Genomic DNA, 21,201 nt, shown 5'->3' with positions numbered 1-21,201 from the left:
CTTCCCATCCCGAACAGAGAAGTTAAGCCCTGCAGCGCCGATGGTACTGGGGTTACACCCGGGAGAGTAGGTCGCCGCCACATTATTCAGCCCCTTGGACATCCTCCAAGGGGCTTTTCTTTTTTAACGGCGGTTTGATTCCAAACGGATTATCGTTTGGTAGTCGATTTTTCCAGATGAAGGCACACTCGGCGATCCGGAGAGTCGGGTTTTTGTAATTGTTTGTCAGACAGGTTCTTACTTTAGGTTTAGGGTTTTTGACGATTAACCTGATATTTATCAGGTGCTCCCCCTACTTACGTCAGGACTCCGGGTCGGCCAAGGGTCTATTTTTGGTTATAGTTTTTGGCCATGGAGGTAAAGACCGCACAAGCTTCGCTACTAGATCTGCCAGAGGAGGTTCTCAAGGATTTCTTCTGTAAAGAACTGGCCGCGTCTTTTCAGCCCTCCATACCTCAGAGCAGCCTCTGTCGCCACGATGGAAAGCCCACGCTACTGACGGCTGATCTGATGAACGCGCTTACGTGGCTTTCCCGACAGGACCTGCAGAAAGCAGTCGACAGCGACAACTGCGACGTCCCCGTGCTTCTGTTTGCCTCAGAGTTTTCGACCAATCACCTGCTATTCCATTACGACGGCTCTTCCGGGTCATCCGAACTTATCCAGCGCTTTGTCTCCCTTTTTGGGAATCTCATCCAACATAGCAAGGCCACGATCATTTCACCCAGTTTTATCCCAAAGTCAAAGATCAGGGAAGAGCAGGAAGTCATACAGCTAGTCTCCTCGTCCATTCGGGAGACGAGCTTCATCAAGTTCAACTTCAACAGGCTGGGAGACTTCTTAGCCTATGGAGTGAAGCAAAATTGCACCCTGTTGGTGACCAACAAAAGCTGCCAGACGGACTTGGTCAAAGTGCTTTCCCAGTTTTATAGCGGTAGAAAATCGACTGGCCGCCTCTCCTATTACCTGTCGCTGTAGCGTCATAGGAGGTCTTAATGCCTCTTGACATAGCCCATTGATTAGAAATGAAGCAAAGTTTCCCAACCCAAACCCGTCCAAAGTGCTACCATTGCGGAGAAGATTGCGACACGGACGTGCTGGTCTTTGACGAAAAGGAGTTCTGCTGTCAAGGCTGTAGGCTCGTCTACGAGGTGCTGGCGGAAAATGGACTTTGCGAATTCTACAGCTTGGATTCCAATCCCGGAAAAAGCCAAAAGTCCGGTGCTAAGCTGAGAAACCGTTTTGACTACCTGGATGATCCAGACGTCGCAAAAGGACTGCTCGATTTTAAAAACGCGACGGAAAGCCACGTGACGTTCTATATCCCCCAGATACACTGCAGTTCCTGCATCTGGCTACTGGAAAACCTGTTTCAGATCAATGCCGCGATTATTGGCAGCCGGGTGGACTTTGTGAAAAGGAAAGTTCAACTCAAGTTTTTGCATGGAAAACTCAATCTGAAAGAACTGGTAAACCTGCTTTCCATCCTTGGCTACGAACCAAGCGTGAGTCTTTCCGATCTCGACAGGGAAAGGGCCCCTCAGGTAGATCGTAGGACTCTGACCAAGCTGGCTGTCGCCGGCTTTTGCTTTGGCAACATGATGCTGTTTAGCATTCCCGAGTATTTTTCAGAAGCGGAGTTGCTCGGCGAGGGCTTCAAAGGGCTCTTTGACTACCTCAATGTGCTGCTTTCCCTGCCTATCGTGTTCTACGCGGCGAGCGACTACTACATTTCCGCTTGGCATGCCGTCCGTCGCCGGTCGCTGAATATGGACGTACCCATCGTTTTGGGTATCGTCGCCTTCTTTCTTTATTCCCTTTGGGAGATTTTCACCCAGGGCAATGCAGGCTATATGGATAGCCTTGGCGGTTTGCTTTTTTTTCTGCTTTTGGGGAAAATCTACCAGCAGAAAACCTTTGCAACGCTCAAGTTTGACCGTGACTACAAGGCCTATTTTCCAGTGGCTGTCACCCGATTGGCGAAGGATGCCGAGGAGGTCATTCCCCTCACCAAGCTGCAAGTTGGAGATCGCATCCTCGTGAGAAACGAGGAGCTGATCCCCGCAGATGCCCTGCTGCTCAGCCCTCACGCGAATATCGACTATAGCTTTGTGACCGGCGAGGAAGTGCCGGTGCCGACCCAAAAAGGAGAATTGATCTACGCTGGCGGACGACAGCGGGGAGATGCGGTGATGCTGGCGGTCCAGAAGCTTCCTTCCCAAAGCTATCTCACCGACCTGTGGAACAATGGGGAAAAGCCTGAGGAAAGGCTCCAGCTCCTCGAGCCGCTCGCCAATCGTATCTCGGGCATCTTCACTTGGACGGTACTGGCGATAGCCTTTGCGGCTTTTGCCTTTTGGATAGGAAAAGATACGCCAATGGCTTTCAAGGCTTTTACCACGGTGCTGATCGTGTCCTGTCCCTGCGCGCTCTCCATGTCCACGCCCTTTACGCTGGGAAATACGCTGAGGATATTCGGCAAGGGTAAATTTTACCTAAAAAATGCCGAAGTCGTGGAGAAGCTCGCATTGGTCGATACGGTCGTTTTTGACAAGACCGGTACTCTCACCGACCCGGCAAAAGCCTCGATTGACTTTGTGGGTGAAACGCTCTCCCAAGAGACCCGATCCGTCCTCAAGGCCATGGTCCGCCAATCTACCCACCCCCTGAGCAACCGCATCAACCAATGGCTGGACACCGCGCAGCCGGCTATGCTGGAGGGGCTAAGCGAAGCGAAGGGCGCCGGGCTTGAGGGCAAGTACATGGGGCAGGTGTTTAGGCTGGGCTCCAGCGAGTTTACGGGAGCGGAGAAAAATGCCGAGCTGAAGGGCAATGTCGTGTACCTCAGTGTCGAATCCGTCGTGTTGGGCTATTTCCACATCCAGTCCGGACTCAGACAGAGCGCCCCCGAGGTCGTTCAAGCGCTTGCTGGAGACTATGGCCTTCACATCCTTTCCGGCGACCACGACCACGAGCGTGAGGCGCTCAGCAAGCGCCTGGATGCAGGGATCAAGTTCAATTTCAACCAGAGCCCAAGCGATAAACTGCACTACATCCAAAGCCTCAACCAGACCGGACAGCGTACGTTGATGCTGGGCGATGGGCTCAACGATGCCGGAGCGCTGCGCGAAAGCCAGGTGGGTGTGGCCATCACCGATCAGGTCAGCCACTTTTCTCCCGCCAGCGATGCGATACTCGATGCCGGATCATTTGCCAAGATCCCAAGCTTTCTGGCTTTTGCGCGGGGCAGCCGCCGCATCGTCAAATTCAGCTTTGGGCTCAGTTTCCTGTACAATATCGTGGGCTTGAGTCTGGCGGTTCAGGGACTGCTGAGCCCCGTGCTGTGCGCCATCCTGATGCCGCTGAGCAGTATTTCAGTGGTCGTATTCACCACCTTGGCGACCCATCTCATGGGGATTCGCAAGGGGCTTATCCACCTTGACCCACGCTAGCATGGAAGTCATTTTCCTCCTGATTGCGATCAGTCTGGTAGTCGCTGCCACGTTTTTGTTCCTCTTTTTCAAGGCGATCAAGGGTGGACAGTTTGACGACGACTATACGCCCTCCGTCCGGATTTTATTTGAAAACCAGCCAAAAAAAACAATAAAAGATCAACCGAAAAAATCAAAATCCTATGAATGATTCTACTTTGGAACGGTTTCACTACGACAATAAGATTGTCAAATATTTCGGGGCAGCGACCGTAATCTGGGGGCTGATCGGAATGCTGGTGGGGCTGCTGGCGGCGACCCAGCTTTTCCTGCCGGAGGCCAATTTGGGCAACCCCTACACCACCTTTGGGAGGATTCGCCCCCTGCACACCAACGCGGTGATCTTTGCCTTTGTGGGCAATGCCATCTTTGCGGGAGTCTACTACTCTATGCCCCGACTGCTGAAAACTCCCATGTGGAAGGAGTCGCTCAGCTGGTTTCACTTTTGGGGCTGGCAACTGATCATCCTATCGGCGGCGATCACCCTGCCCTTGGGCATCACCACTTCCAAGGAATATGCCGAGCTGGAGTGGCCGATTGACATTGCCATCGCGCTGGTTTGGGTGGCCTTTGGGGCCAATATGATCGGAACGCTCATCAACCGTCGCGAGCGGCACATGTATGTCGCCATTTGGTTTTACCTAGGCTCTTTGGTCACGGTGGCCGTGCTGCACATCTTCAATTCCTTTGAGCTTCCCGTCACTTTCCTGAAAAGCTACTCGGCCTATGCCGGTGTGCAGGATGCGCTGGTGCAGTGGTGGTATGGACACAACGCAGTGGCGTTCTTCCTGACTACGCCATTTCTGGGGATGATGTATTATTTCCTGCCAAAAGCAGCCAACCGCCCCGTCTATTCCTACAAGCTGTCGATCATCCACTTTTGGTCGCTGATCTTCATCTACATGTGGGCCGGACCGCACCATTTGCTCTATACCGCATTGCCCGAATGGGCGCAGGTGCTAGGCACTGTGTTTTCGGTCATGTTGATCGCTCCGTCCTGGGGCGGTATGGTCAACGGCTTGTTGACCCTGCGAGGAGCTTGGGACAAGGTTCGCACTGAGCCTGTTTTGAAATTTATGGTAGTGGCAGTGACCGCCTACGGGATGGCGACTTTTGAGGGGCCTTTGCTTTCGCTCAAAAATGTAAATGCCATCGCGCACTACACCGACTGGATCGTGGGGCACGTGCACATCGGGGGATTGGGATGGAATGGATTCCTGACCTTCGGTATGCTGTATTGGATGTGGCCAAGGCTGTTCAAGACAAGCCTTTATTCCACCAAACTCGCCAATACCCACTTTTGGTTGGGAACCCTGGGTATCATCTTCTATGCCCTGCCGCTGTATGTGTCCGGCTTGACGCAGTTTTTGATGCTCAAGGAATTCAACGAGGCAGGAAGGCTTGCCTATCCAAACTTCCTGGAGACTGTGATCCAGATCGTGCCGATGTACATGCTTCGGGCCTTGGGCGGCTTGATGTACCTGAGTGGTGCCGTGATCATGGTTTACAACATGTGGATGACTTCCAAACAAGGGACTTTCGCAGCTACAGAGGAAGACCAAGCACCGGCTTTGGCCAAAAAAGTCCATCATGAAGCAGGAGAGTTTTGGCACAGAGCCTGGGAGCGAAAGCCTATTTTCTTTACCGTATTGGCAACTCTAGCCATCGCGATCGGTGGGGCGATAGAGATCATTCCGACACTTTTGGTCAAGTCAAATGTGCCCACCATTGCTGCAGTCAAACCTTATACTCCATTGGAGCTTGAAGGAAGAGATCTTTACATCGCCAATGGCTGCGTGGGATGCCATTCCCAGATGATTCGGCCTTTCCGCTCCGAGACTGAGCGCTATGGGGAGTACTCCAAAGCCGGTGAGTTTGTCTACGACCGGCCTTTCCTCTGGGGCTCCAAGCGTACCGGGCCGGATCTGCATCGCGTAGGCGGCAAATATCCGGACAGCTGGCACTACCATCACATGGTGGATCCCCGCTCCATGTCGCCGGGATCGCTCATGCCTCCCTATCCTTGGTTGACGACCAACGAGCTGGATATTTCCGATTTGCCGGCCAAGATCAGGACGCTGCAGAAGTTGGGTGTGCCCTATGCGGAGGGCTTCGACCAGGCTGCTACCGCGGATTATGAAAAACAGGCTGCCCAGGTCGTGGCCAACCTCAAGGATGCCGGAGTGGAAGTCGCTCCCAATACCGAGATCGTCGCGCTGATTGCGTACCTGCAGCGCTTGGGTACGGACATCAAGCAAAAGCCAACAGCCTCCAACCAATAAATCCTGACGCCATGTATAAAGAAATCCTTAGATCCATCGAAAACGTGGAGATCTACCCGATCATCTCACTGCTCATCTTCGTGCTGTTTTTTGTAGGGGTGTTCATTTGGGTGGTATTCACTCCCCAAGACCACATCAAGCACATGGAGAACCTGCCTCTGGACGAAAACGACTCAAACCCCCGCCTGTCATGAAAAAGATACTTTCGCTACTCGCATTGTTGGGACTGGGCTCCTTTCCCGCATGGGCCCAGACCGAAAACTCCGAATGGTTTGCGCAGCTGCAAGCCATGGACTCCGGCCAGTTGAGTCTGTTGGTGATCTTGGGGCTGGTGCTCTTGGTGATCGTCATCCTGCTGGTGCTGATGGTGTACCTCATGTCCTTCATGGCCGAGGTGCTGCGCAGGGAAAATCCCGAACTGGCCAATGAGCCTACCTGGTGGGAAAGCTTCAAAGAGCGCTACGTGACCGGCAAGGTGGACGAAGTGGGAGGCAAGGAGGAAAAGGCCAAACTGATGGACGACCACTCCTACGACGGCATCACCGAGCTGGACAACTTTATGCCTCCCTGGCTGCAGTGGGTATTCGTAGGCACCATCCTGTTTGCGGTAGTCTACTTTGTGAACTACTCCGTGCTCGGCAATGGTCCTACGGGAGTGGAAGAATACCAGGAAGAGCTCCGGGTGGAAGCCATTGCGGCTGAGTTGAGAAAAGCCAACCAAGCGGCCTCGATCGATGAAAATACCGTTGTCTTCGACGAATCTGCCGGAGCGATCAGCGCTGGAAAGACGCTCTTTGAAACCAACTGCGCGGCATGCCACGCGGCAGACGGAGGGGGAGGAGTAGGGCCAAACCTCACCGATGAGTATTGGCTCCACGGAGGATCGATCAAGGAAGTCTTCACCGTAGTCAAATACGGAGTGATTGAAAAGGGCATGATCCCTTGGCAGGATCAGCTGAGTCCAGAGGAGATGCAGCAGGTAGCCTCCTACATCCTTACCCTCAAAGGCACCAGTCCCGCCAATCCCAAAGCTCCCCAGGGAGAGCCTTATTCGGCTAGCCCCGCCGATCCAGCCGCTCCGGCGGATACCACGGCTATCCTAGCTGCCCTTTGATCAATTAAAACTGCTGCCGGGGCCGCGGCTTCCGGCAGCGATTCGCTTCCGCTATGGCTAAGAAGAACCAAAACCCCAATCTGAATCCGGACACCTTTCGGGATGCCTTGGCCTCCGTGAGGGATGACGGCAAGAGAAACTGGGTTTACCCCAAAAAGGTCAAGGGGTTTTTCTACCGGTATAGAACCTACCTCTCGTGGATCTTGCTGGCGATTCTCTTTGCCGGCCCCTTCATCCGGGTGGATGGCAGGCCCTACATGCTTTTCAATATTTTCGAGCGGAAGTTTATCATCTTCGGTGCGGTCTTTTGGCCCCAGGATACCATTCTGCTGATTTTTCTCCTGTTGATTCTGTTTGTCTTTGTGATCCTCTTCACGGTGGTGTTTGGCAGGGTCTGGTGTGGATGGGCCTGTCCACAGACGCTTTTCATGGAGATGGTTTTCAGAAAAATGGAGTACCTCATCGAAGGTGACGCCAACCAGCAAAGAGCTCTGAACGAGGGGCCATGGACCACAGAGAAAATCTGGAAAAAAGGCCTCAAGTACTCCGTGTTCACGCTTTTCTCCCTGATCATAGGGCATCTGGTGATGGCCTATCTCGTAGGCGTAGATCAGGTGAGGGAGATTGTGTCACAGCCTCCTTCGGCCAACATGGCCGGGTTCATAGGTTTGGTCGCTTTTTCGGGGATTTTCCTGTTTGTGTTTGCCTGGTTTCGTGAGCAGGCATGCATCGTGGTCTGTCCCTACGGGCGCCTGCAGGGTGTTCTTTTGGACAACAACAGCATCAATGTAATGTACGACTACGTGCGGGGAGAGCCTCGGGGGCCAATCAGAAAGAGCGTGGCAGAGAATCTCCCCAAAGGCGATTGTGTGGACTGTGGCCTTTGTGTGCAGGTCTGCCCCACGGGGATCGACATCCGCAATGGCACCCAGATGGAATGTGTCAACTGCACTGCCTGTATCGACGCCTGTGATGAGGTGATGGTCAAGGTGGAGCGTCCAAAAGGACTGATCCGCTACGCGTCTGAAAACAGTGTGAAGGAGGGCCATCAGAAGCTATTCACGGGAAGGGTCAGGGGATATTCCCTGATTTTGGCCGTGCTCATGGCTGCATTTGTCGTGCTGATCGCGACTCGGGACGAGCTGGAGGGCACCGTCACGCGATTCCCCGGCATGACCTATCAACAGCGGGAGGACGGCAAGGTCTCCAATCTTTACAACATCACCCTGATCAACAAGACCTTTGAGCCTCAACGGGTGGAGATAGATGCTTTGGCAGAAGGGATGGACATAGAGATCGTAGGGGCCAAAGAGTGGGTCTTGGAGCCTCAGACCAAGTTTGAGGGAAGGTTTTTCCTGGTCAGAAACCAGACTGAGGTGAAAGTGCCCCAGGAAAAAGTGGCCCTGAGCCTATCGAGCAAGGGGGAGGAATTTGACGAAATCGAAACAAACTTCATGGCTCCGGTAGGAGCTCCAAAACAGTAAAGCTATGGATTGGGGAAAAGGGATTTTATTGACCATCATCGGCTTTGTGGCCTTCATGATGACCCTGGTAGTGATATCTGTCAAGCAGGATGATATCCATCTGGTCACGGAAAACTATTACGAGAAGGAAATCAAGTACCAAGACCAGATCGACCGGGAGTCTGCCACGGCGGCCTTGGATCGGGAGGTCTTGGTCTTTGATGCGCAGAGCAAGGTGATCCTGCTCGATCTGCCTGTAGGAGCCAGAGGAAGCCTGCAGCTTTTTCGGCCTTCGGATGCGCGACTCGACCAGGAAGTGGCCGTGGACGTGACAGAGGCTGGCGGGACTAAAGTGTCCTTGGATCAGCTAAAAGGCGGCTATTGGCGCGCGCAACTGACTTGGACTGAGGGTGGCGTAGAGTTTTACCAGGAAAAGAAAATCAATCTCTGATGCTTTGGACTGCTTTGGTTTTGGGTTTTTTTAGTTCCTTCCACTGCGTGGGCATGTGCGGCCCTATTGCCTTGGCTTTGGGGGGTAAGAACCGGCAGCTTTTTCTCTTCAAAAAAATCAGCTACAACCTGGGCCGTAGTCTGACCTATGCACTGCTGGGTTTGATCGTGGGGAGTCTGGGCTTTTCGCTTTCCCTCGCCGGAGTCCAGCAGGGCCTGTCGGTGACGATGGGCTTGCTGATCGTGGTTTTTTCCCTCAGCTACAAAAGCGCCGACCGGCTCCTGGCCATTCCTGCACTTTCAGGCTTGGTTGCTTGGATCAAAGGCAAACTCGCCCAATCCCTCAAGTCGGGAAGTCCCATGGCGTTTTTCGGAACCGGCCTGGTCAATGGCCTCCTGCCCTGCGGCATGGTTTACATGGCGCTTGTGGTGGCGATGGGTTTGCAGGAGCCGGTTTTTGGAGCCGCCTACATGTTTTTCTTTGGATTGGGCACCCTTCCCATGTTGCTGGGACTGATGGTGTCGGGAAGTCTTTTGCCGGTGATGAGACGGCAGCAGCTCCAGCGGGCGATTCCGTATTTGGGGGTTTTGATCGGCTTTCTGCTGGTGTTTCGCGGCCTGGGTTTGGGGATTCCGGGATTTAGCCCTGAGCTGGCGGTTTTTGACTACGGGAGCCAGCAGGTGGAGATCACCATGTGCAGGTGATCAGATGGCTTTGCTGAAGACGGGTTGTCGGCTGGTTTTTTCAGCCATCCTCAGGTCAAAGAGCGCGCAGATATTCCTCACCACCGCCATTCCGGCTTGGCTTACCTTGAGGTGAAAGCCATCCCAAACCAGGAGTCCTTCGGTTTGCATTTCCTCCAAAAGCTCTTTGTTGACTACAGGTACTTTTTCCCAAACCCTAAAGGGAATCTCTGCCTCTCCACAACAAATCAGGTCGAGAATCACCTGTCTGACGACCAGGTCCTCTGGCGAAAGCAAGTGCCCTTTGGCCATAGCTCCGAAGGCCTCACCAGATAAGGATTGATAGCCTTCCACGCTTTTCTCATTTTGGGCAAAGGCAAACCAAACGTCGCTGATGCTGCTCGCCCCCAATCCCAGAAGCATATGGCTGGTTTGGGTGGTATATCCCATGAAATTGCGGTGGAGAGTCCCCTTCCTTTTGGCTGGGCAAAGAGGATCCTCGGGAAGGGCAAAATGATCCATCCCCACTTCCTCGTAGCCCATTTCCACCAGCCTAGCCCTGCCCAGCTCGTAAAGAGCGCGCTTTTCCTTCTCCTTGGGCAAATGCTTTTCGTAGCTCCGCTGCGCGGGAAAGGATGCCGGTAGGTGGGCATAGCTGTAGAATGCGATGCGCTCGGGCCTCAGCTCGGCCACCCGGTCGAAGGTCTTCGAAAGCGTCTCAGGGGTCTGGAAAGGCAGGCCGTAAATCAGGTCAAAATTGACTGAGCGATAGCCCGCCATCCGCGCGTTTTCGGTGGCAGCTTTCACCTTTTCAAAAGGCTGGATGCGATGGATGGCCCGCTGTACCGTCTGGTCGAAATCCTGGATTCCGTAGCTCACCCGATCGAAGCCAAGGCCGGCAAGTACCTGCAAGTGCTCCCGTGTGGTGTTGTTGGGATGACCTTCGAAGCTGAACTCTGGATGCGAGGAGACTTCTGCCGATGCTAGGATGTCAGAGAGGAGGCGCTGGAGAGATTGGGGGGAGAAAAAAGTGGGCGTGCCCCCGCCCAGATGGATGGCGGAGATTTGGGGCTTTTCCGCAAAAACGGAAAGGTACTGCTTCCACTCTGCCAAGATGGCGTCGAGGTAGGGAGCTTCCAGTCCGTGGTTTTTGGTGATGCGCTTGTTGCATCCACAGTAGGTGCAGAGGCTTTCGCAAAAAGGCAGGTGGATGTAGAGGCTGATTCCTTCGGCTTTTCCGAAAGTTTGAAAAGCCGTTTGGACGGCATCTTGCCAACTTTCCGAGTTCAGGTCGTTGTCCCAAAAAGGAACGGTGGGATAGGAGGTGTATCTGGGAACGGGACGGTTGTACTTTTGGATCAATTCCGGGGCTAGGGCCATTTGCACTTTTTTTGGCAAGATGGCATGCGGGAGCCGGCCAGTTCTTGACAAGAAAGAGCCGGGAAACTGATTTTGGTCAGTAAGCTAGTCCAGGAGGAAGTTATTGAAGAAGGTGCTCTTGAGTGCCAGCCAGCCTAGGAAAAACAGGATGGCCCAGAAAAGGTAGATCCGGTAGTAGTCTGCGGTCTCCTTGTAGCGGTTTTCCAGGATTTCCGCTTTTTCCAGCGTGTTGATCCGGTCAAAAACCTGCTGCAGCGCCGTACCATCCGAAGCACGGTAAAACTCCCCGTTTCCTATCCTGGCGATTTCCCGGAGGGTGGTCTCGTCCAGGTAGCTTTGCACCATCTGCGGACGACCGAAGAAGTCCGTGCCATAAGGTACCATGCCGTCTTTTCCCACGGCGATCGTGTAGATCTTGATGTCAAAAGCCGAGGCCAGTTGGGCGGCAAAGAGCGGGTCGACGTTGCCGGCGTTGCTTTCCCCATCGGAGAGGAGGATCATCACCTTGGAAGGTGTATCGCTTTCCTTCATCCGGTTGGTACCGGCGGCGATAGCCGAGCCAATGGCGGTACCCTTGGGCTCGATCATGTCAAAGGAAATGTCCGCAATCATCGAAGTCAACAGCTCGTAGTCGTTGGTAAGCGGGGCGAGGGAATAGGCCTCTCCTGCGAAAACCACCATGCCAATCCGGTCGCCGAAGCGCCCGTTGATGAAGTCGATGGCCGTGTTTTTGGCCGCTTCCAGACGATTGGGCGTGAAGTCCTGCAGATCCATGGATTCGGAAATGTCCATGACCAGCAGGATGTCGATGCCTTCGGTGTACTGCTCCACACGCTCGTTGCTGCGCTGGGGGCGGGCGAGTGCGATCACGATGCCGATGAGCGAAAGGAAAAACAGCCCGGTCGGGATCAGGCGCAGGTAGGTCCATGGGTTGCCCTCACGGACGCGCTTGGGGAGCGAAAGCTCCAACACCGGCTTTTTCAGGAACTTGATCCCCTTGCGGATCAGGATCAGGACAGGGATCAGCCAAAGCAGGTTGAGCAGGATGGGGTTTTCCCATTCGTAGGATTTGAAGGTCTCCGGCAAAAACCAAGACCAGTCAAAAAACTCAGCGAGTTGCTCTCTCATTCCTGATGTGGTTTAGTTTTTCCTGATACTTTTTGCGGGCCACTTCCAGGAGGTAATTGGTCGATTCCTCCGACTTGGCCTCTTTGCCGGCATAGATGATCATATCTATGGCGCGGAGAGCCTTGAAGATCTCCTTGTCCTCCAGTGCTTCCGAGATTTCGCTCGAAGTCCACTCTTGGAACGGCAGCTTTGTGATCGACTCCATGTAGCCCTTCCAGAGGCCCACCACCTCGTCGGCCAGCTCCAGAGCCGGGGTCTGGGCCAGGAGGGTGGACAGTTTTTTGAACTTCCGCTCAAACTGCACCCAGCGGAGCTTCTCTCGGTTTCGCTTGAAGATGGCCTTGATCCGCTTCGCAAAAAGCAGGGCAAAGCCTCCCAGTAGCACGATGACGCCACCGGTGATCAGGGCGGCCAGCAGCCAGTTGAAGTTCTTTTCCAGCGGCTGGTAGACGTTGTTGTCACGAAAGACCAACTGCTCGGGGATGGAGTCCAGCGTCAGCTTGAGCTTCAGCTCGGCCTCGTTGGAGAAGTAGGTGACGCTGTCGTACCGATTGAGCTCATAGACGGGCAGCGAGAGGAATACGCTCGGGTCGAGCGCAAAGTTGGAGACGTAGTACACCGCACTGTCGGTGGTGACCCCTTCGGCGGTGTGGGAGAGAAAGGTCTTTTTCTCCAGCAGTACCAAAGGCGAAAAGTCGTAGGTAGAGTCGGGAAAGAGCAGCTGTGTGGTCTCGGGATAGCGTGCTTTGAGCACAAAGCCCACCCGCTCGCCCAGTCGAGCTGAGTCCTGCGTGAAGTAGCCGTTGATCTGCACGCTCTGTGCCAGGGACGAAAAGCTCAATCCCAAGAAAAGAAGGAAAACACCGATTCTACCCACGCTTCATTCGTTTGTTTCGGTATTTGAAGAGGTCGATCAGGGGAGCGACGATATCCTGGGTGGTGTCGATAGCCAGGTAGTTGATCTGGTTTTTTTTGCAGATCTCCTTGAGGTATTCGCGCTCGATGGTGAAGGTCTCGGATATTTTTTTGGAAAAGCTGCCGAAAGCGGTGTTTACCCAAGTGGTCTTGCCCCGCTCCTTGTCAAAGATCGGGATGATCCCCAAGGCCGGCAGGGCGGATTCCCGAGGATCGGTGAGCTGTATGGCCACCAGGTCATGGCGCTCGGCCAGTGCCCTGAAGGACCGCTCGTAGTCTTCGTCGATGAAGTCGGAGATCACGATGATGATGCTGCGCTTTTTGATCAGGTTGAGCGCAAAGGAAAACATGCCGTTGAGGTCTGTTTTCAGGCTCTTGTTGGTATGGTCAAAGATTCCGCGGATGATCTTGACGCCTTGCTTGCTGCCCTTGGAGGGCAGGATGAGCTGCTCCTGCTGGTCGGAGTAGGAGATCAGCCCGATCTGGCTTCCTTCATACACTGCGGCCAAGGTCAATACGCCAGCGATCAGTTTTCCTTTGTCTATCTTTTTGTTGTCCTGCTGCCCGATGTCCTGGGAGCCGGAGATGTCCAAGAGGAAATAAACCGACTGCTCCTTGTCCTCCCGGAAGGTCTTGACGAAGGTGCCATGGCCTTTGGCGGAGACTTTCCACTCGATCGTCCGCACGTCATCCCCGTATTGATAGGGGCGGAGATCGTCAAATTCCAGCCCGGAGCCCTTGAAAAGCGACTGGTACTCTCCCTGCAGGTGGTTGTTGGCCACCTTTCTGATCATAATTTCGTATTTCCTAAGCTTACTGAAGAGCTGATCCATGCGGGCAATTTGAGCGGGCTAAGTTAAAGTCTTGAGCCGAATTATAAAATTTAGGTTTGGTAATCGGTTCGGACATTATCAGTTAAAAAAACCTAATTTTAAACCGTGAAACGAATTCTTGCCTTTCTTCTTTTTTCCATATCCCTCCTGTCCTGCGACCGGAATTCCCCTCCCCCGGGGATCCTGTCCGAGGATGAGATGGTGACCGTACTGATTGACATCCAACTGACTGAGGGGATCGTGAGCGCACTTCCCGTCGCCTTCGACTCCTCCCAGGTACTCTATTCCCTGATGGAAAAAGACGTGTTTAGGAAACACGGCGTACAGGATTCTGTGTTTACCAAAAGTATCATATTCTACCTGGAAGATGCCGGAAAGATGGACCGAATCTACTCACGAGTGATAGATTCCCTTACCCTCCATGAATCCATCCCGGGTGACAGTCTGGATTTATTCTAATGCTATATCCCTCCAATCTTGACCTGAAGATCAATTTTGTCAAAATCAAAGACCTGCTCAAGGCCGAGTGTACCTCTTCCCTGGGGCAGGATTTTGTGGACAAAGTCTCTTTTTCATCCGATTTCAACCTAGTCCAGCGTCTGCTTGACCAGACGGACGAGTTCCGAAAGATCCTGATCTCGGGCGAGGTTTTTCCCAGTTCCAACTTTACCAACCTCAATCCTTTCTTGGAAAAGGCAAAGCTCCCCGGAGCCTTTCTGGACCAGGACGAATTCTATGAGGTGAAGCTCGCCCTTCAGACGCTTCGCTCTTGTGTGGTTTTTTTCCAAAAACACGGAGAAAGCTACCCCACGCTCAGCGCCCTGCTGGGCCTGCTCCTGGATCTCGATATGGGCCTGCTGAAGACCATCGATCAGATCATCGACGAAAAGGGCAAAATCCGAAGCAATGCCAGCAAGGAACTCCAGCTCATCCGCACGCAGCTGCTCTACGAAGAAAGCAGGCTGAGGAAGGTGATGGAGCGGATCTTCAAGGAAGCACGCGCCAAAGGCCTGACTCCGGATGACGCTGCCATGACCATACGCGGAGGCCGAATGGTGATCCCCGTCGCTGCCGAAAACAAGCGAAAGCTCCGCGGCTTCATCCACGACGAGTCGGCTACCGGTCAGACGGTCTTCATGGAGCCGGAGGAGGCGCTGGACATCAACAATGAGATCCGCGATCTGGAGTACATGGAGCGCCGCGAGATCATCCGCATACTCACGAAGCTGACCGACCAGCTTCGGCCTGCCATCCCTGCGCTGCGAAAGGCAACCAATTTTCTTGGCTTGATGGATTTCATCCGTGCCAAAGCCAAGTTTGCGGAGAAGACAGACAGCTGCAAGCCTGAGCTGGTGAAAGAAAGAACCCTCAACTGGACTAGGGCGAGGCATCCCATTTTGGAGATGGCACTCAGGGCTCAGGGGAAAAAGATCGTTCCGCTCGACGTGAAGCTGGGCGGCCATGAGCGGCTTTTGGTCATCTCTGGGCCCAATGCCGGGGGCAAGTCCGTGACGCTGAAGACCGTCGCACTGCTTCAGTACATGCTCCAGTGCGGGCTGCTGATTCCCGTCCATCCAGACTCGAAAAGCTCGCTTTTTGACAATTTCTTCATCGACATCGGTGACGAGCAAAACCTGGAAAACGACCTGAGTACCTACAGCTCGCACCTGATGAGCATGAAGCATTTCACCCAGTTTGCCAACAAAAAGACCATCGTTTTCATCGACGAGTTTGGCACGGGGACGGAGCCGCAGTTTGGCGGAGCCATCGCCGAGTCCATCCTGCTGTCACTGAACAAGCTGGGGACTTTCGGGATCGTCACCACGCACTACGGCAATCTAAAGCAGGTCGCCAACAAAAACCAAGGCCTGGTCAATGGCGCGATGCGCTATGATGTCGATAGACTGGAGCCGCTTTACCAGCTGGAGATAGGCAAGCCGGGCTCATCCTTTGCGCTGGAGATCGCGTCGAAGATCGGCCTTTCGAAGGAAATACTCGCCTACGCCAAAGCGCACATCGGGGAGGAAAGGGTGCGCTACGACCGGCTTTTGACCCAGCTGGAAAACGAGAAAAACCAATATTCGGTCTTGCTGCGCGAGGTGAAGGAAAAGGACAAACTCTTACAGACCCGCCTCAAAGAATACAACCAGCTCAAGGAAACCATCGAGCTCACCAAAAAGCGCTACATCCAGGAGGCCAAGCAGGAGGCGAAGGCGCTGCTGGACCAGACCAACAAAAAGATCGAGGCGACGATCCGGGAGATCAAGGAGAAGAAAGCCGACAAGGAAGTCACCAAGCAGGTCAGACAGGACTTGGAGGAATTCAAGCAGGTAGTGAAGCCGGAGAAAGCCGCCGTCAAAGACCCTGAGATCCGGGTGATTGGAGGCAAGATCGAGGTGGGAGATTGGGTTCGGCTGAAGGACAACGGAGCTGTGGCCGAGGTCGTGGCGATCAAAAACAAAGATGTAGAGATCGCAATCGGAGACCTCAAGTCCAATGTGAAGCTTTCCCGCTTGGAGAAGATATCCAAGACCGAAGTCAAAAAAGAGCTCAAGGCCGTAGAGCGCCGAGGCAACTACAACACCAACGAAAAGATGATGGATTTCTCTCCCAACTTGGACCTACGCGGGAAGAGGGGCGAGGAGATTTTGGCACTGATCCAGACCTTCATCGACGAGGGCTACATGCTGGGGGTGAAAGACCTGCGTATCGTCCACGGCAAAGGTGATGGCATCCTACGCGAGATCACCCGAAACCTGCTTCGAACCATGCCGCAGGTGGGAAGGGCGGAAGATGAGCATGCAGATAGGGGAGGAGCTGGAGTGACGCTGGTGACGCTGAAGTAGGGAAGTTAGGAAGCCGGAAGCGAGAAGTAAGTGGTAAGAAGTAAGCCGTGAGAAGTAGTAGGCTAGGAGGTTGTGGAAGTTAGAGTCGAATCGTGGCAGATCGTAAATCCAACGATCTTATTTTTTCACCAAGTCAAAAACGTAGTCGCCCGCGACGGCATTGACTCTGGCGCCGGGCGCTGGGATGGAGAAAACGAGTTTCAGATTGCTGCCCGATTGGGTGAAGGACATTTCCCGGGTTGCCGCAGGCTTTGAGCCGCTGAGCGTGATTTTATCAAAGTTGGTTCCGGCAAAAGCCCACGTGCCGTTGGCGTCGAAGAGGTCGTTGCTGTTTTTGGAGGTGTAGGTCTTGGATGGCGCCGAGATGAGCGTCAGCTCGAAGGTGGCATACTGAGAAGAGACGTCGGTGCCATCTCGGGTGACCTTGCCGCCTCCGGATAGCACCCAAGTCTGGGTACCCGATCCAGTCAGTGCTTCGGTGGCGATTTCCTCCTTGGACTTGGGAGGGGTCGGCGTGGGGTCATCCCCTCCGCAGGCCTGCAAGCCCATTACGAAGAACACTAGAACGGCTATTTTCCAAAGATAGAATCTCATAAAAATCAAATTAGGTAAGTGTAAAATTAGAGATATCGCTGAATGATCAAAGCGGTATTTTTTACTTGAAATCCTCAAGCGCCAGTTTTTGGTTGCAAAATCCGTATTCCCGGGGCTCGTTGGAGCAGACGATCAGGATACGGTCCTGGCCATAGGATTGGACGAGGTCGCCGTACCAGGCGATTCCCTTTTTGTCCAGGTTGGAGGTAGGCTCATCGAGCAAAATCAAAGGCACATCCGAAAAAAGCGCCAAGCCCAGCTTTAGTCTTTGCTTCATCCCTGAGGAAAATTGCGACACCGGCTTGTGGGTGTGTTGGTCGAGGTAGAGGATTTCGATCAGCTCTTTGGGCTGGATCCCTCTGAGCGGACTTTTGAATTGGAAGTGGAATTTGATGGCCTCTGAGAGGGTGAATTCCTCCGGAAGCTCCAAGTAGGGGGCGGAGATCGCGAGCTGCTTGTACCAGTCGGAGCTGGGAAGCTCCTTTCCTTCGGTCTCGAAGGTGATTTTTCCCGAAGAAATGGGAATGGCTCCGGAGATGCACTTGAGCAAAGTGGACTTTCCGGAGCCATTGCCTCCGGTGATCGCCAGGGAATCACCCTGCGTCAGCTGGAGATTGAGATTTTTAAAAATCCATTCGTATTGAAAGCGTTTCGACGCTTCATGCAAGTGGATTTTCAGCATGTCAGTTGATGTAGCCTTTCATGACACCGCGCTCGGAAGAGCGGATGAAGTTGAGGATTTCGTCCCGCTCTTTGGTGGCGGGCAGATTGATCTCGATTTCTTCCAAAGCCCGGCTGTTGTTCAGGCTGTTGAGGAAGAGGTATCTGTACACTTCCTGGATGTGGGAAATGGTCTCGCTGGAAAAGCCTCTTCTTCGCAAACCCAGAGAGTTGACCCCGGCATAGGAGAGGGGTTCGCGGGCGGCCTTGGTAAACGGCGGGACGTCCTTTCTCACCAAAGATCCCCCCGAGATCATGGCGTGCATGCCGATCTTCACAAACTGGTGCACGGCGCTGGATCCGCCGATGATGGCCCAGTCGTCGATGGACACGTGGCCTGCGATCTGTACGGAGTTGGCGATGATGACATTGCTTCCGATCACGCAGTCATGCGCGACGTGTACGTAGGCCATGAGCAGGCAGTGGCTGCCGATCACGGTGGTTTGCTTGTCCACGGTGCCTCGGCTGATGGTGACGCACTCACGGATGGTGGTATTATCCCCGATCACGACGGTGGATTCCTCGCCTTGGAACTTCAGGTCTTGCGGAACTCCCGCGATGACCGCCCCAGGGAAAATCCTGCAGTTTTTGCCGATTCTGGCGCCGGGATAGATGGTGACGTTTGAGCCTATCCACGTGTTTTCCCCGATGGTCACATCTCCATGAATCATGGTGAAAGGATCCACATGCACGTTGCTTCCCAGCTGTGCCTTAGGGTCTATATGCGACATGGGGCTGATCATGATTCTTTTCGGGTTATGCTGGCAGTCATTACGGCTTCGCAGACGAGGGTGTTACCCACGTAGGCTTCTCCGCGCATCTTGGCGATGCCTCTGCGGATCGGAGCCAAAAGTTCACATTTGAATACCAGGGTGTCGCCAGGGAGCACCATTTTTCTAAACTTGCAATTTTCGATTCCCAGGAAGTAAGTCCAGTAGTTTTCGGGATCGTCCACGGTGCTCAGCACGAGGATTCCTCCAGTCTGGGCCATGGCCTCGACCTGAAGTACGCCCGGCATCACGGGGTTTCCGGGGAAATGACCCATGAAGAAAGGCTCGTTCATAGTCACGTTTTTCACGCCGGCCACCACGGTCTCATCCAAGTAGATGATCTTGTCGATGAGTTGAAAAGGATATCTGTGCGGCAGGATGTTGCTGATCTGGTTGATATCCATTACCGGAGGGAGCTTGGGGTCGTAGTGCGGGATATGGGATGCCCCCGCCTTTTCCATCGCCCTTTTCAGTTTTTTTGCAAAAGCCACGTTGGCTGCATGTCCCGGGCGGGCGGCAAGGATCTGGGCTTTCAAAGGTCTCCCTACCAAAGCCAAGTCGCCGACCACGTCCAAAAGCTTGTGGCGGGCGGGCTCGTTTCTATAGCGAAGGTCCACATTGTTGAGGATTCCTTCTTTTTTGACTTCTACGGTCTGCTTGTTAAACATCTTGGCTAAGTGGGCCAATTCTTTTTCTTCGACGATGCGGTCCACCACGACGATGGCGTTGTTGAGGTCTCCACCCTTGATCAGGTTGGAGTTGTACAGCATTTCCAGCTCGTGAAGGAAGCAGAACGTCCTGCAGGAGGCGATTTCCGTCCTAAACTGGCTGATGTCGGTGATCGAGGCGTGCTGGCTTCCCAACACGGGGGAGTTGTAGTCGACCATCACGGTCACGCGGTAATTGTCTGTCGGGAGGGCGACCATTTCCACTTCCCTTGCGGAGTCTTTGTATTGGATGCTCTCCTGGACTTCGAAAAATCTGCGGAGGGCGTTTTGCTCCTCGAAGCCGGCGTCTTCCAGCACTTCGATGAATTGGATCGAGGAACCGTCCATGATCGGAGGCTCGGGGCCGTCCAGTTGGATCAGTACGTTGTCTATTTCCAAGCCTACCAGCGCCGCCAAGACATGCTCGACGGTGTATACTCTCGCTCCGTTTTGCTCCAAAGTGGTGCCACGGGACACGTCCACCACCAAATCGCAGTCGGCGTCCACCGTAGGTCGGCCTTCGAGGTCAATGCGTTGGAATTTGATGCCGTGATTGGGAGGTGCAGGGAGAAAAGTCATGTTGGAAACGACTCCTGTGTGGAGACCCACGCCGGAAAGTTCCACCTGCTTTTTGATGGTATGCTGTTTTACTTTCATATGAATGTCATTTGCCCTTTGGAGGCCCTCCCGAAATCTATCGGGAGGAATCTCGCATGCTTGACATTCACTCGGGGAGTGAAGTCTGGGCGATGCTCGATTTCATCTTGTTTTTTCCTCACGGAATTTCAGGGCAGCAAAATTAGTCCTTTTTTTCCAGTTCTTTGACTCGCTTTTCCAGCACATCCAGATTTTTGAACAGTGCGTAGGACTTAAGAAAGTCCTTCATGTCCATCGCCATGTACCCCAAGAGGGTTTCGCCGGACTTCTTAATGGATTTGCTGATGCCGGTGTTTGCGCCGATGGTCGTGTTGTCGGCGATCTTGAGGTGGCCTACGATCCCGGCCTTTCCGGCGATCACGCAGTTTTTGCCGATCTCGGTAGATCCGGATATTCCCGACTGCGCGGCGATGACGGTGTTTTCGCCAATCACGACGTTGTGCGCGATCTGGACTTGGTTGTCGATTTTGGCTCCCTTGCGGATGATGGTGGATCCCATGGTCGCGCAGTCCACCGTGGTGTTTGACCCGATGCTCACGTTGTCCTCCAGGATCACGTTTCCGATCTGCGGGATGGCCTTGTAAGAGCCGTCAGGCTGTGGCGCAAAGCCAAAGCCGTCGGCGCCGATGACCGCCCCAGGGAAGATTTCGCAGTTGTTGCCGATTTGGGTGTCGGCGCATATTTTGGCCCCGGGATGCACGATGCAGTTGTCCCCCATCTTCACGTTGTCTCCGATGTAGGCTTGGGGGTGGATTTTCACGTTGTTGCCGAGCTTGCATTTTTTGCCGATGTAGGAGAAGGCCCCGCGGAAGCAATTGTCCCCGATGCTGCTGCTGGAGTGCATGTAGCTCGGCTCTTCCACACCCACGAGCATGGCTTTGGTAAACTCCGCGTAGGCTTCCAGCAGTTTGGTGAATCCCAAGTAGGCGTCCTTGACGCGGATCAGCGTGGTTTTGAAGGGTTTGGAAGGGGAAAATCCTTCCGAAACGATCACCGCCGTGCACTCGGTCTCATACAGGAAGGGCTCGTATTTCTCATTGGCCAAAAAACTGATCCCTCCGGGCTTGCCCTCTTGGATCTTGTCCAGCCGGTTGACTTTTTGGTTTTCGTCACCTTCTGCCTTTCCTCCTAGAAGTGCGGCCAGCTGGCCTAAAGTGAATTCCATAG

General features: G+C 53.8%; 20 protein-coding genes and 1 rRNA gene. 12 read left to right on the top strand and 9 right to left on the bottom strand.

Features of this window, described 5'->3' with window-relative positions; translation table 11 throughout:
• The 10 genes from rrf to J0A68_RS15495 form a co-directional block, all read left to right on the top strand.
• Window positions 1–83, top strand: a 5S ribosomal RNA gene (gene rrf / locus J0A68_RS15540); the annotation flags it as partial.
• A gap of 268 nt (window positions 84–351) precedes the next feature.
• Entirely contained in the window at window positions 352–978 is a 627-nt protein-coding gene (locus J0A68_RS15535; protein WP_206579131.1) for a hypothetical protein, read from the top strand.
• Window positions 979–1,025: 47 nt separating this feature from the next.
• Window positions 1,026–3,452, top strand: a complete 2,427-nt coding sequence (locus J0A68_RS15530) for a heavy metal translocating P-type ATPase (protein WP_206579130.1) — start codon at window positions 1,026–1,028, stop codon at window positions 3,450–3,452.
• A 1-nt stretch (window position 3,453) separates the two neighbouring features.
• Window positions 3,454–3,642 carry a cbb3-type cytochrome oxidase assembly protein CcoS gene (ccoS, locus tag J0A68_RS15525; RefSeq protein ID WP_206579129.1) on the top strand — a complete coding sequence of 63 codons (189 nt, stop codon included), beginning with the start codon at window positions 3,454–3,456 and terminating at the stop codon, window positions 3,640–3,642.
• Window positions 3,635–5,773 (top strand): cytochrome-c oxidase, cbb3-type subunit I, encoded by a 2,139-nt coding sequence (gene ccoN, locus J0A68_RS15520; protein WP_206579128.1) that lies wholly within the window; start codon window positions 3,635–3,637, stop codon window positions 5,771–5,773. Before ccoS ends, ccoN begins: the two co-directional genes overlap by 8 nt.
• Window positions 5,774–5,784: 11 nt before the next feature.
• Window positions 5,785–5,967 (top strand): cbb3-type cytochrome c oxidase subunit 3, encoded by a 183-nt coding sequence (locus J0A68_RS15515; protein WP_206579127.1) that lies wholly within the window; start codon window positions 5,785–5,787, stop codon window positions 5,965–5,967.
• Window positions 5,964–6,887: a cbb3-type cytochrome c oxidase N-terminal domain-containing protein gene (locus tag J0A68_RS15510; RefSeq protein ID WP_206579126.1), complete on the top strand. Its 924-nt coding sequence runs from the start codon at window positions 5,964–5,966 to the stop codon at window positions 6,885–6,887. The genes J0A68_RS15515 and J0A68_RS15510 overlap by 4 nt, the downstream gene beginning before the upstream one ends.
• Before the next feature lie 53 nt (window positions 6,888–6,940).
• The gene (gene ccoG, locus J0A68_RS15505) at window positions 6,941–8,371 is read left to right on the top strand and encodes a cytochrome c oxidase accessory protein CcoG (protein ID WP_206579125.1); all 1,431 of its coding nucleotides are present in this window, start codon (window positions 6,941–6,943) and stop codon (window positions 8,369–8,371) included.
• A 4-nt stretch (window positions 8,372–8,375) separates the two neighbouring features.
• Window positions 8,376–8,801 carry a FixH family protein gene (locus J0A68_RS15500; protein WP_206579124.1) on the top strand — a complete coding sequence of 142 codons (426 nt, stop codon included), beginning with the start codon at window positions 8,376–8,378 and terminating at the stop codon, window positions 8,799–8,801.
• On the top strand, window positions 8,801–9,505 hold the full coding sequence (locus tag J0A68_RS15495) for a sulfite exporter TauE/SafE family protein (RefSeq protein ID WP_206579123.1): 705 nt from the start codon (window positions 8,801–8,803) through the stop codon (window positions 9,503–9,505). The genes J0A68_RS15500 and J0A68_RS15495 overlap by 1 nt, the downstream gene beginning before the upstream one ends.
• On the opposite strand, the gene hemN is transcribed toward J0A68_RS15495, so the two are convergent.
• The 4 genes from hemN to J0A68_RS15475 all read right to left on the bottom strand — a co-directional run bounded on the left by hemN (window position 9,506) and on the right by J0A68_RS15475 (window position 13,740).
• Window positions 9,506–10,864, bottom strand: coding sequence for an oxygen-independent coproporphyrinogen III oxidase (gene hemN / locus J0A68_RS15490; protein ID WP_206579122.1), 1,359 nt, complete (start codon window positions 10,862–10,864; stop codon window positions 9,506–9,508).
• 84 nt (window positions 10,865–10,948) lie between these two features.
• On the bottom strand, window positions 10,949–11,992 hold the full coding sequence (locus J0A68_RS15485) for a vWA domain-containing protein (RefSeq protein WP_206579121.1): 1,044 nt from the start codon (window positions 11,990–11,992) through the stop codon (window positions 10,949–10,951).
• Complete coding sequence (locus J0A68_RS15480; RefSeq protein ID WP_206579120.1) at window positions 11,973–12,869, bottom strand: hypothetical protein; 897 nt, start codon at window positions 12,867–12,869, stop codon at window positions 11,973–11,975. Before J0A68_RS15480 ends, J0A68_RS15485 begins: the two co-directional genes overlap by 20 nt.
• On the bottom strand, window positions 12,862–13,740 hold the full coding sequence (locus J0A68_RS15475; protein ID WP_206579119.1) for a DUF58 domain-containing protein: 879 nt from the start codon (window positions 13,738–13,740) through the stop codon (window positions 12,862–12,864). Before J0A68_RS15475 ends, J0A68_RS15480 begins: the two co-directional genes overlap by 8 nt.
• A gap of 105 nt (window positions 13,741–13,845) precedes the next feature.
• Between J0A68_RS15475 and J0A68_RS15470 the strand changes: the two genes are divergently transcribed.
• Together J0A68_RS15470 and J0A68_RS15465 are read left to right on the top strand one after the other, a co-directional pair.
• Window positions 13,846–14,199, top strand: coding sequence for a DUF4296 domain-containing protein (locus tag J0A68_RS15470; protein WP_206579118.1), 354 nt, complete (start codon window positions 13,846–13,848; stop codon window positions 14,197–14,199).
• Window positions 14,199–16,586 carry an endonuclease MutS2 gene (locus J0A68_RS15465; RefSeq protein ID WP_206579117.1) on the top strand — a complete coding sequence of 796 codons (2,388 nt, stop codon included), beginning with the start codon at window positions 14,199–14,201 and terminating at the stop codon, window positions 16,584–16,586. Before J0A68_RS15470 ends, J0A68_RS15465 begins: the two co-directional genes overlap by 1 nt.
• A gap of 117 nt (window positions 16,587–16,703) precedes the next feature.
• Here the strand turns inward: J0A68_RS15465 and J0A68_RS15460 are convergent, their stop codons facing one another.
• The 5 genes from J0A68_RS15460 to lpxD form a co-directional block, all read right to left on the bottom strand.
• Window positions 16,704–17,180 carry a hypothetical protein gene (locus J0A68_RS15460; RefSeq protein WP_236025614.1) on the bottom strand — a complete coding sequence of 159 codons (477 nt, stop codon included), beginning with the start codon at window positions 17,178–17,180 and terminating at the stop codon, window positions 16,704–16,706.
• Window positions 17,181–17,241: 61 nt separating this feature from the next.
• Window positions 17,242–17,862 carry an ABC transporter ATP-binding protein gene (locus J0A68_RS15455; RefSeq protein WP_206579116.1) on the bottom strand — a complete coding sequence of 207 codons (621 nt, stop codon included), beginning with the start codon at window positions 17,860–17,862 and terminating at the stop codon, window positions 17,242–17,244.
• A gap of 1 nt (window position 17,863) precedes the next feature.
• Window positions 17,864–18,643 carry an acyl-ACP--UDP-N-acetylglucosamine O-acyltransferase gene (gene lpxA, locus J0A68_RS15450; protein WP_206579115.1) on the bottom strand — a complete coding sequence of 260 codons (780 nt, stop codon included), beginning with the start codon at window positions 18,641–18,643 and terminating at the stop codon, window positions 17,864–17,866.
• Window positions 18,640–20,034, bottom strand: coding sequence for a bifunctional UDP-3-O-[3-hydroxymyristoyl] N-acetylglucosamine deacetylase/3-hydroxyacyl-ACP dehydratase (locus tag J0A68_RS15445; protein ID WP_206579114.1), 1,395 nt, complete (start codon window positions 20,032–20,034; stop codon window positions 18,640–18,642). The genes lpxA and J0A68_RS15445 overlap by 4 nt, the downstream gene beginning before the upstream one ends.
• 142 nt (window positions 20,035–20,176) lie before the next feature.
• Window positions 20,177–21,199 (bottom strand): UDP-3-O-(3-hydroxymyristoyl)glucosamine N-acyltransferase, encoded by a 1,023-nt coding sequence (lpxD, locus tag J0A68_RS15440; RefSeq protein ID WP_206579113.1) that lies wholly within the window; start codon window positions 21,197–21,199, stop codon window positions 20,177–20,179.
• Window positions 21,200–21,201 lie beyond the last annotated feature (2 nt).

Origin of the sequence: Algoriphagus oliviformis (assembly GCF_017254915.1) — a bacterium.
Classification (GTDB): domain Bacteria; phylum Bacteroidota; class Bacteroidia; order Cytophagales; family Cyclobacteriaceae; genus Algoriphagus; species Algoriphagus oliviformis.
The sequence above is the reverse complement of the archived record's forward strand: the minus strand, read 5'-3'. Positions and strand labels throughout refer to the sequence as shown.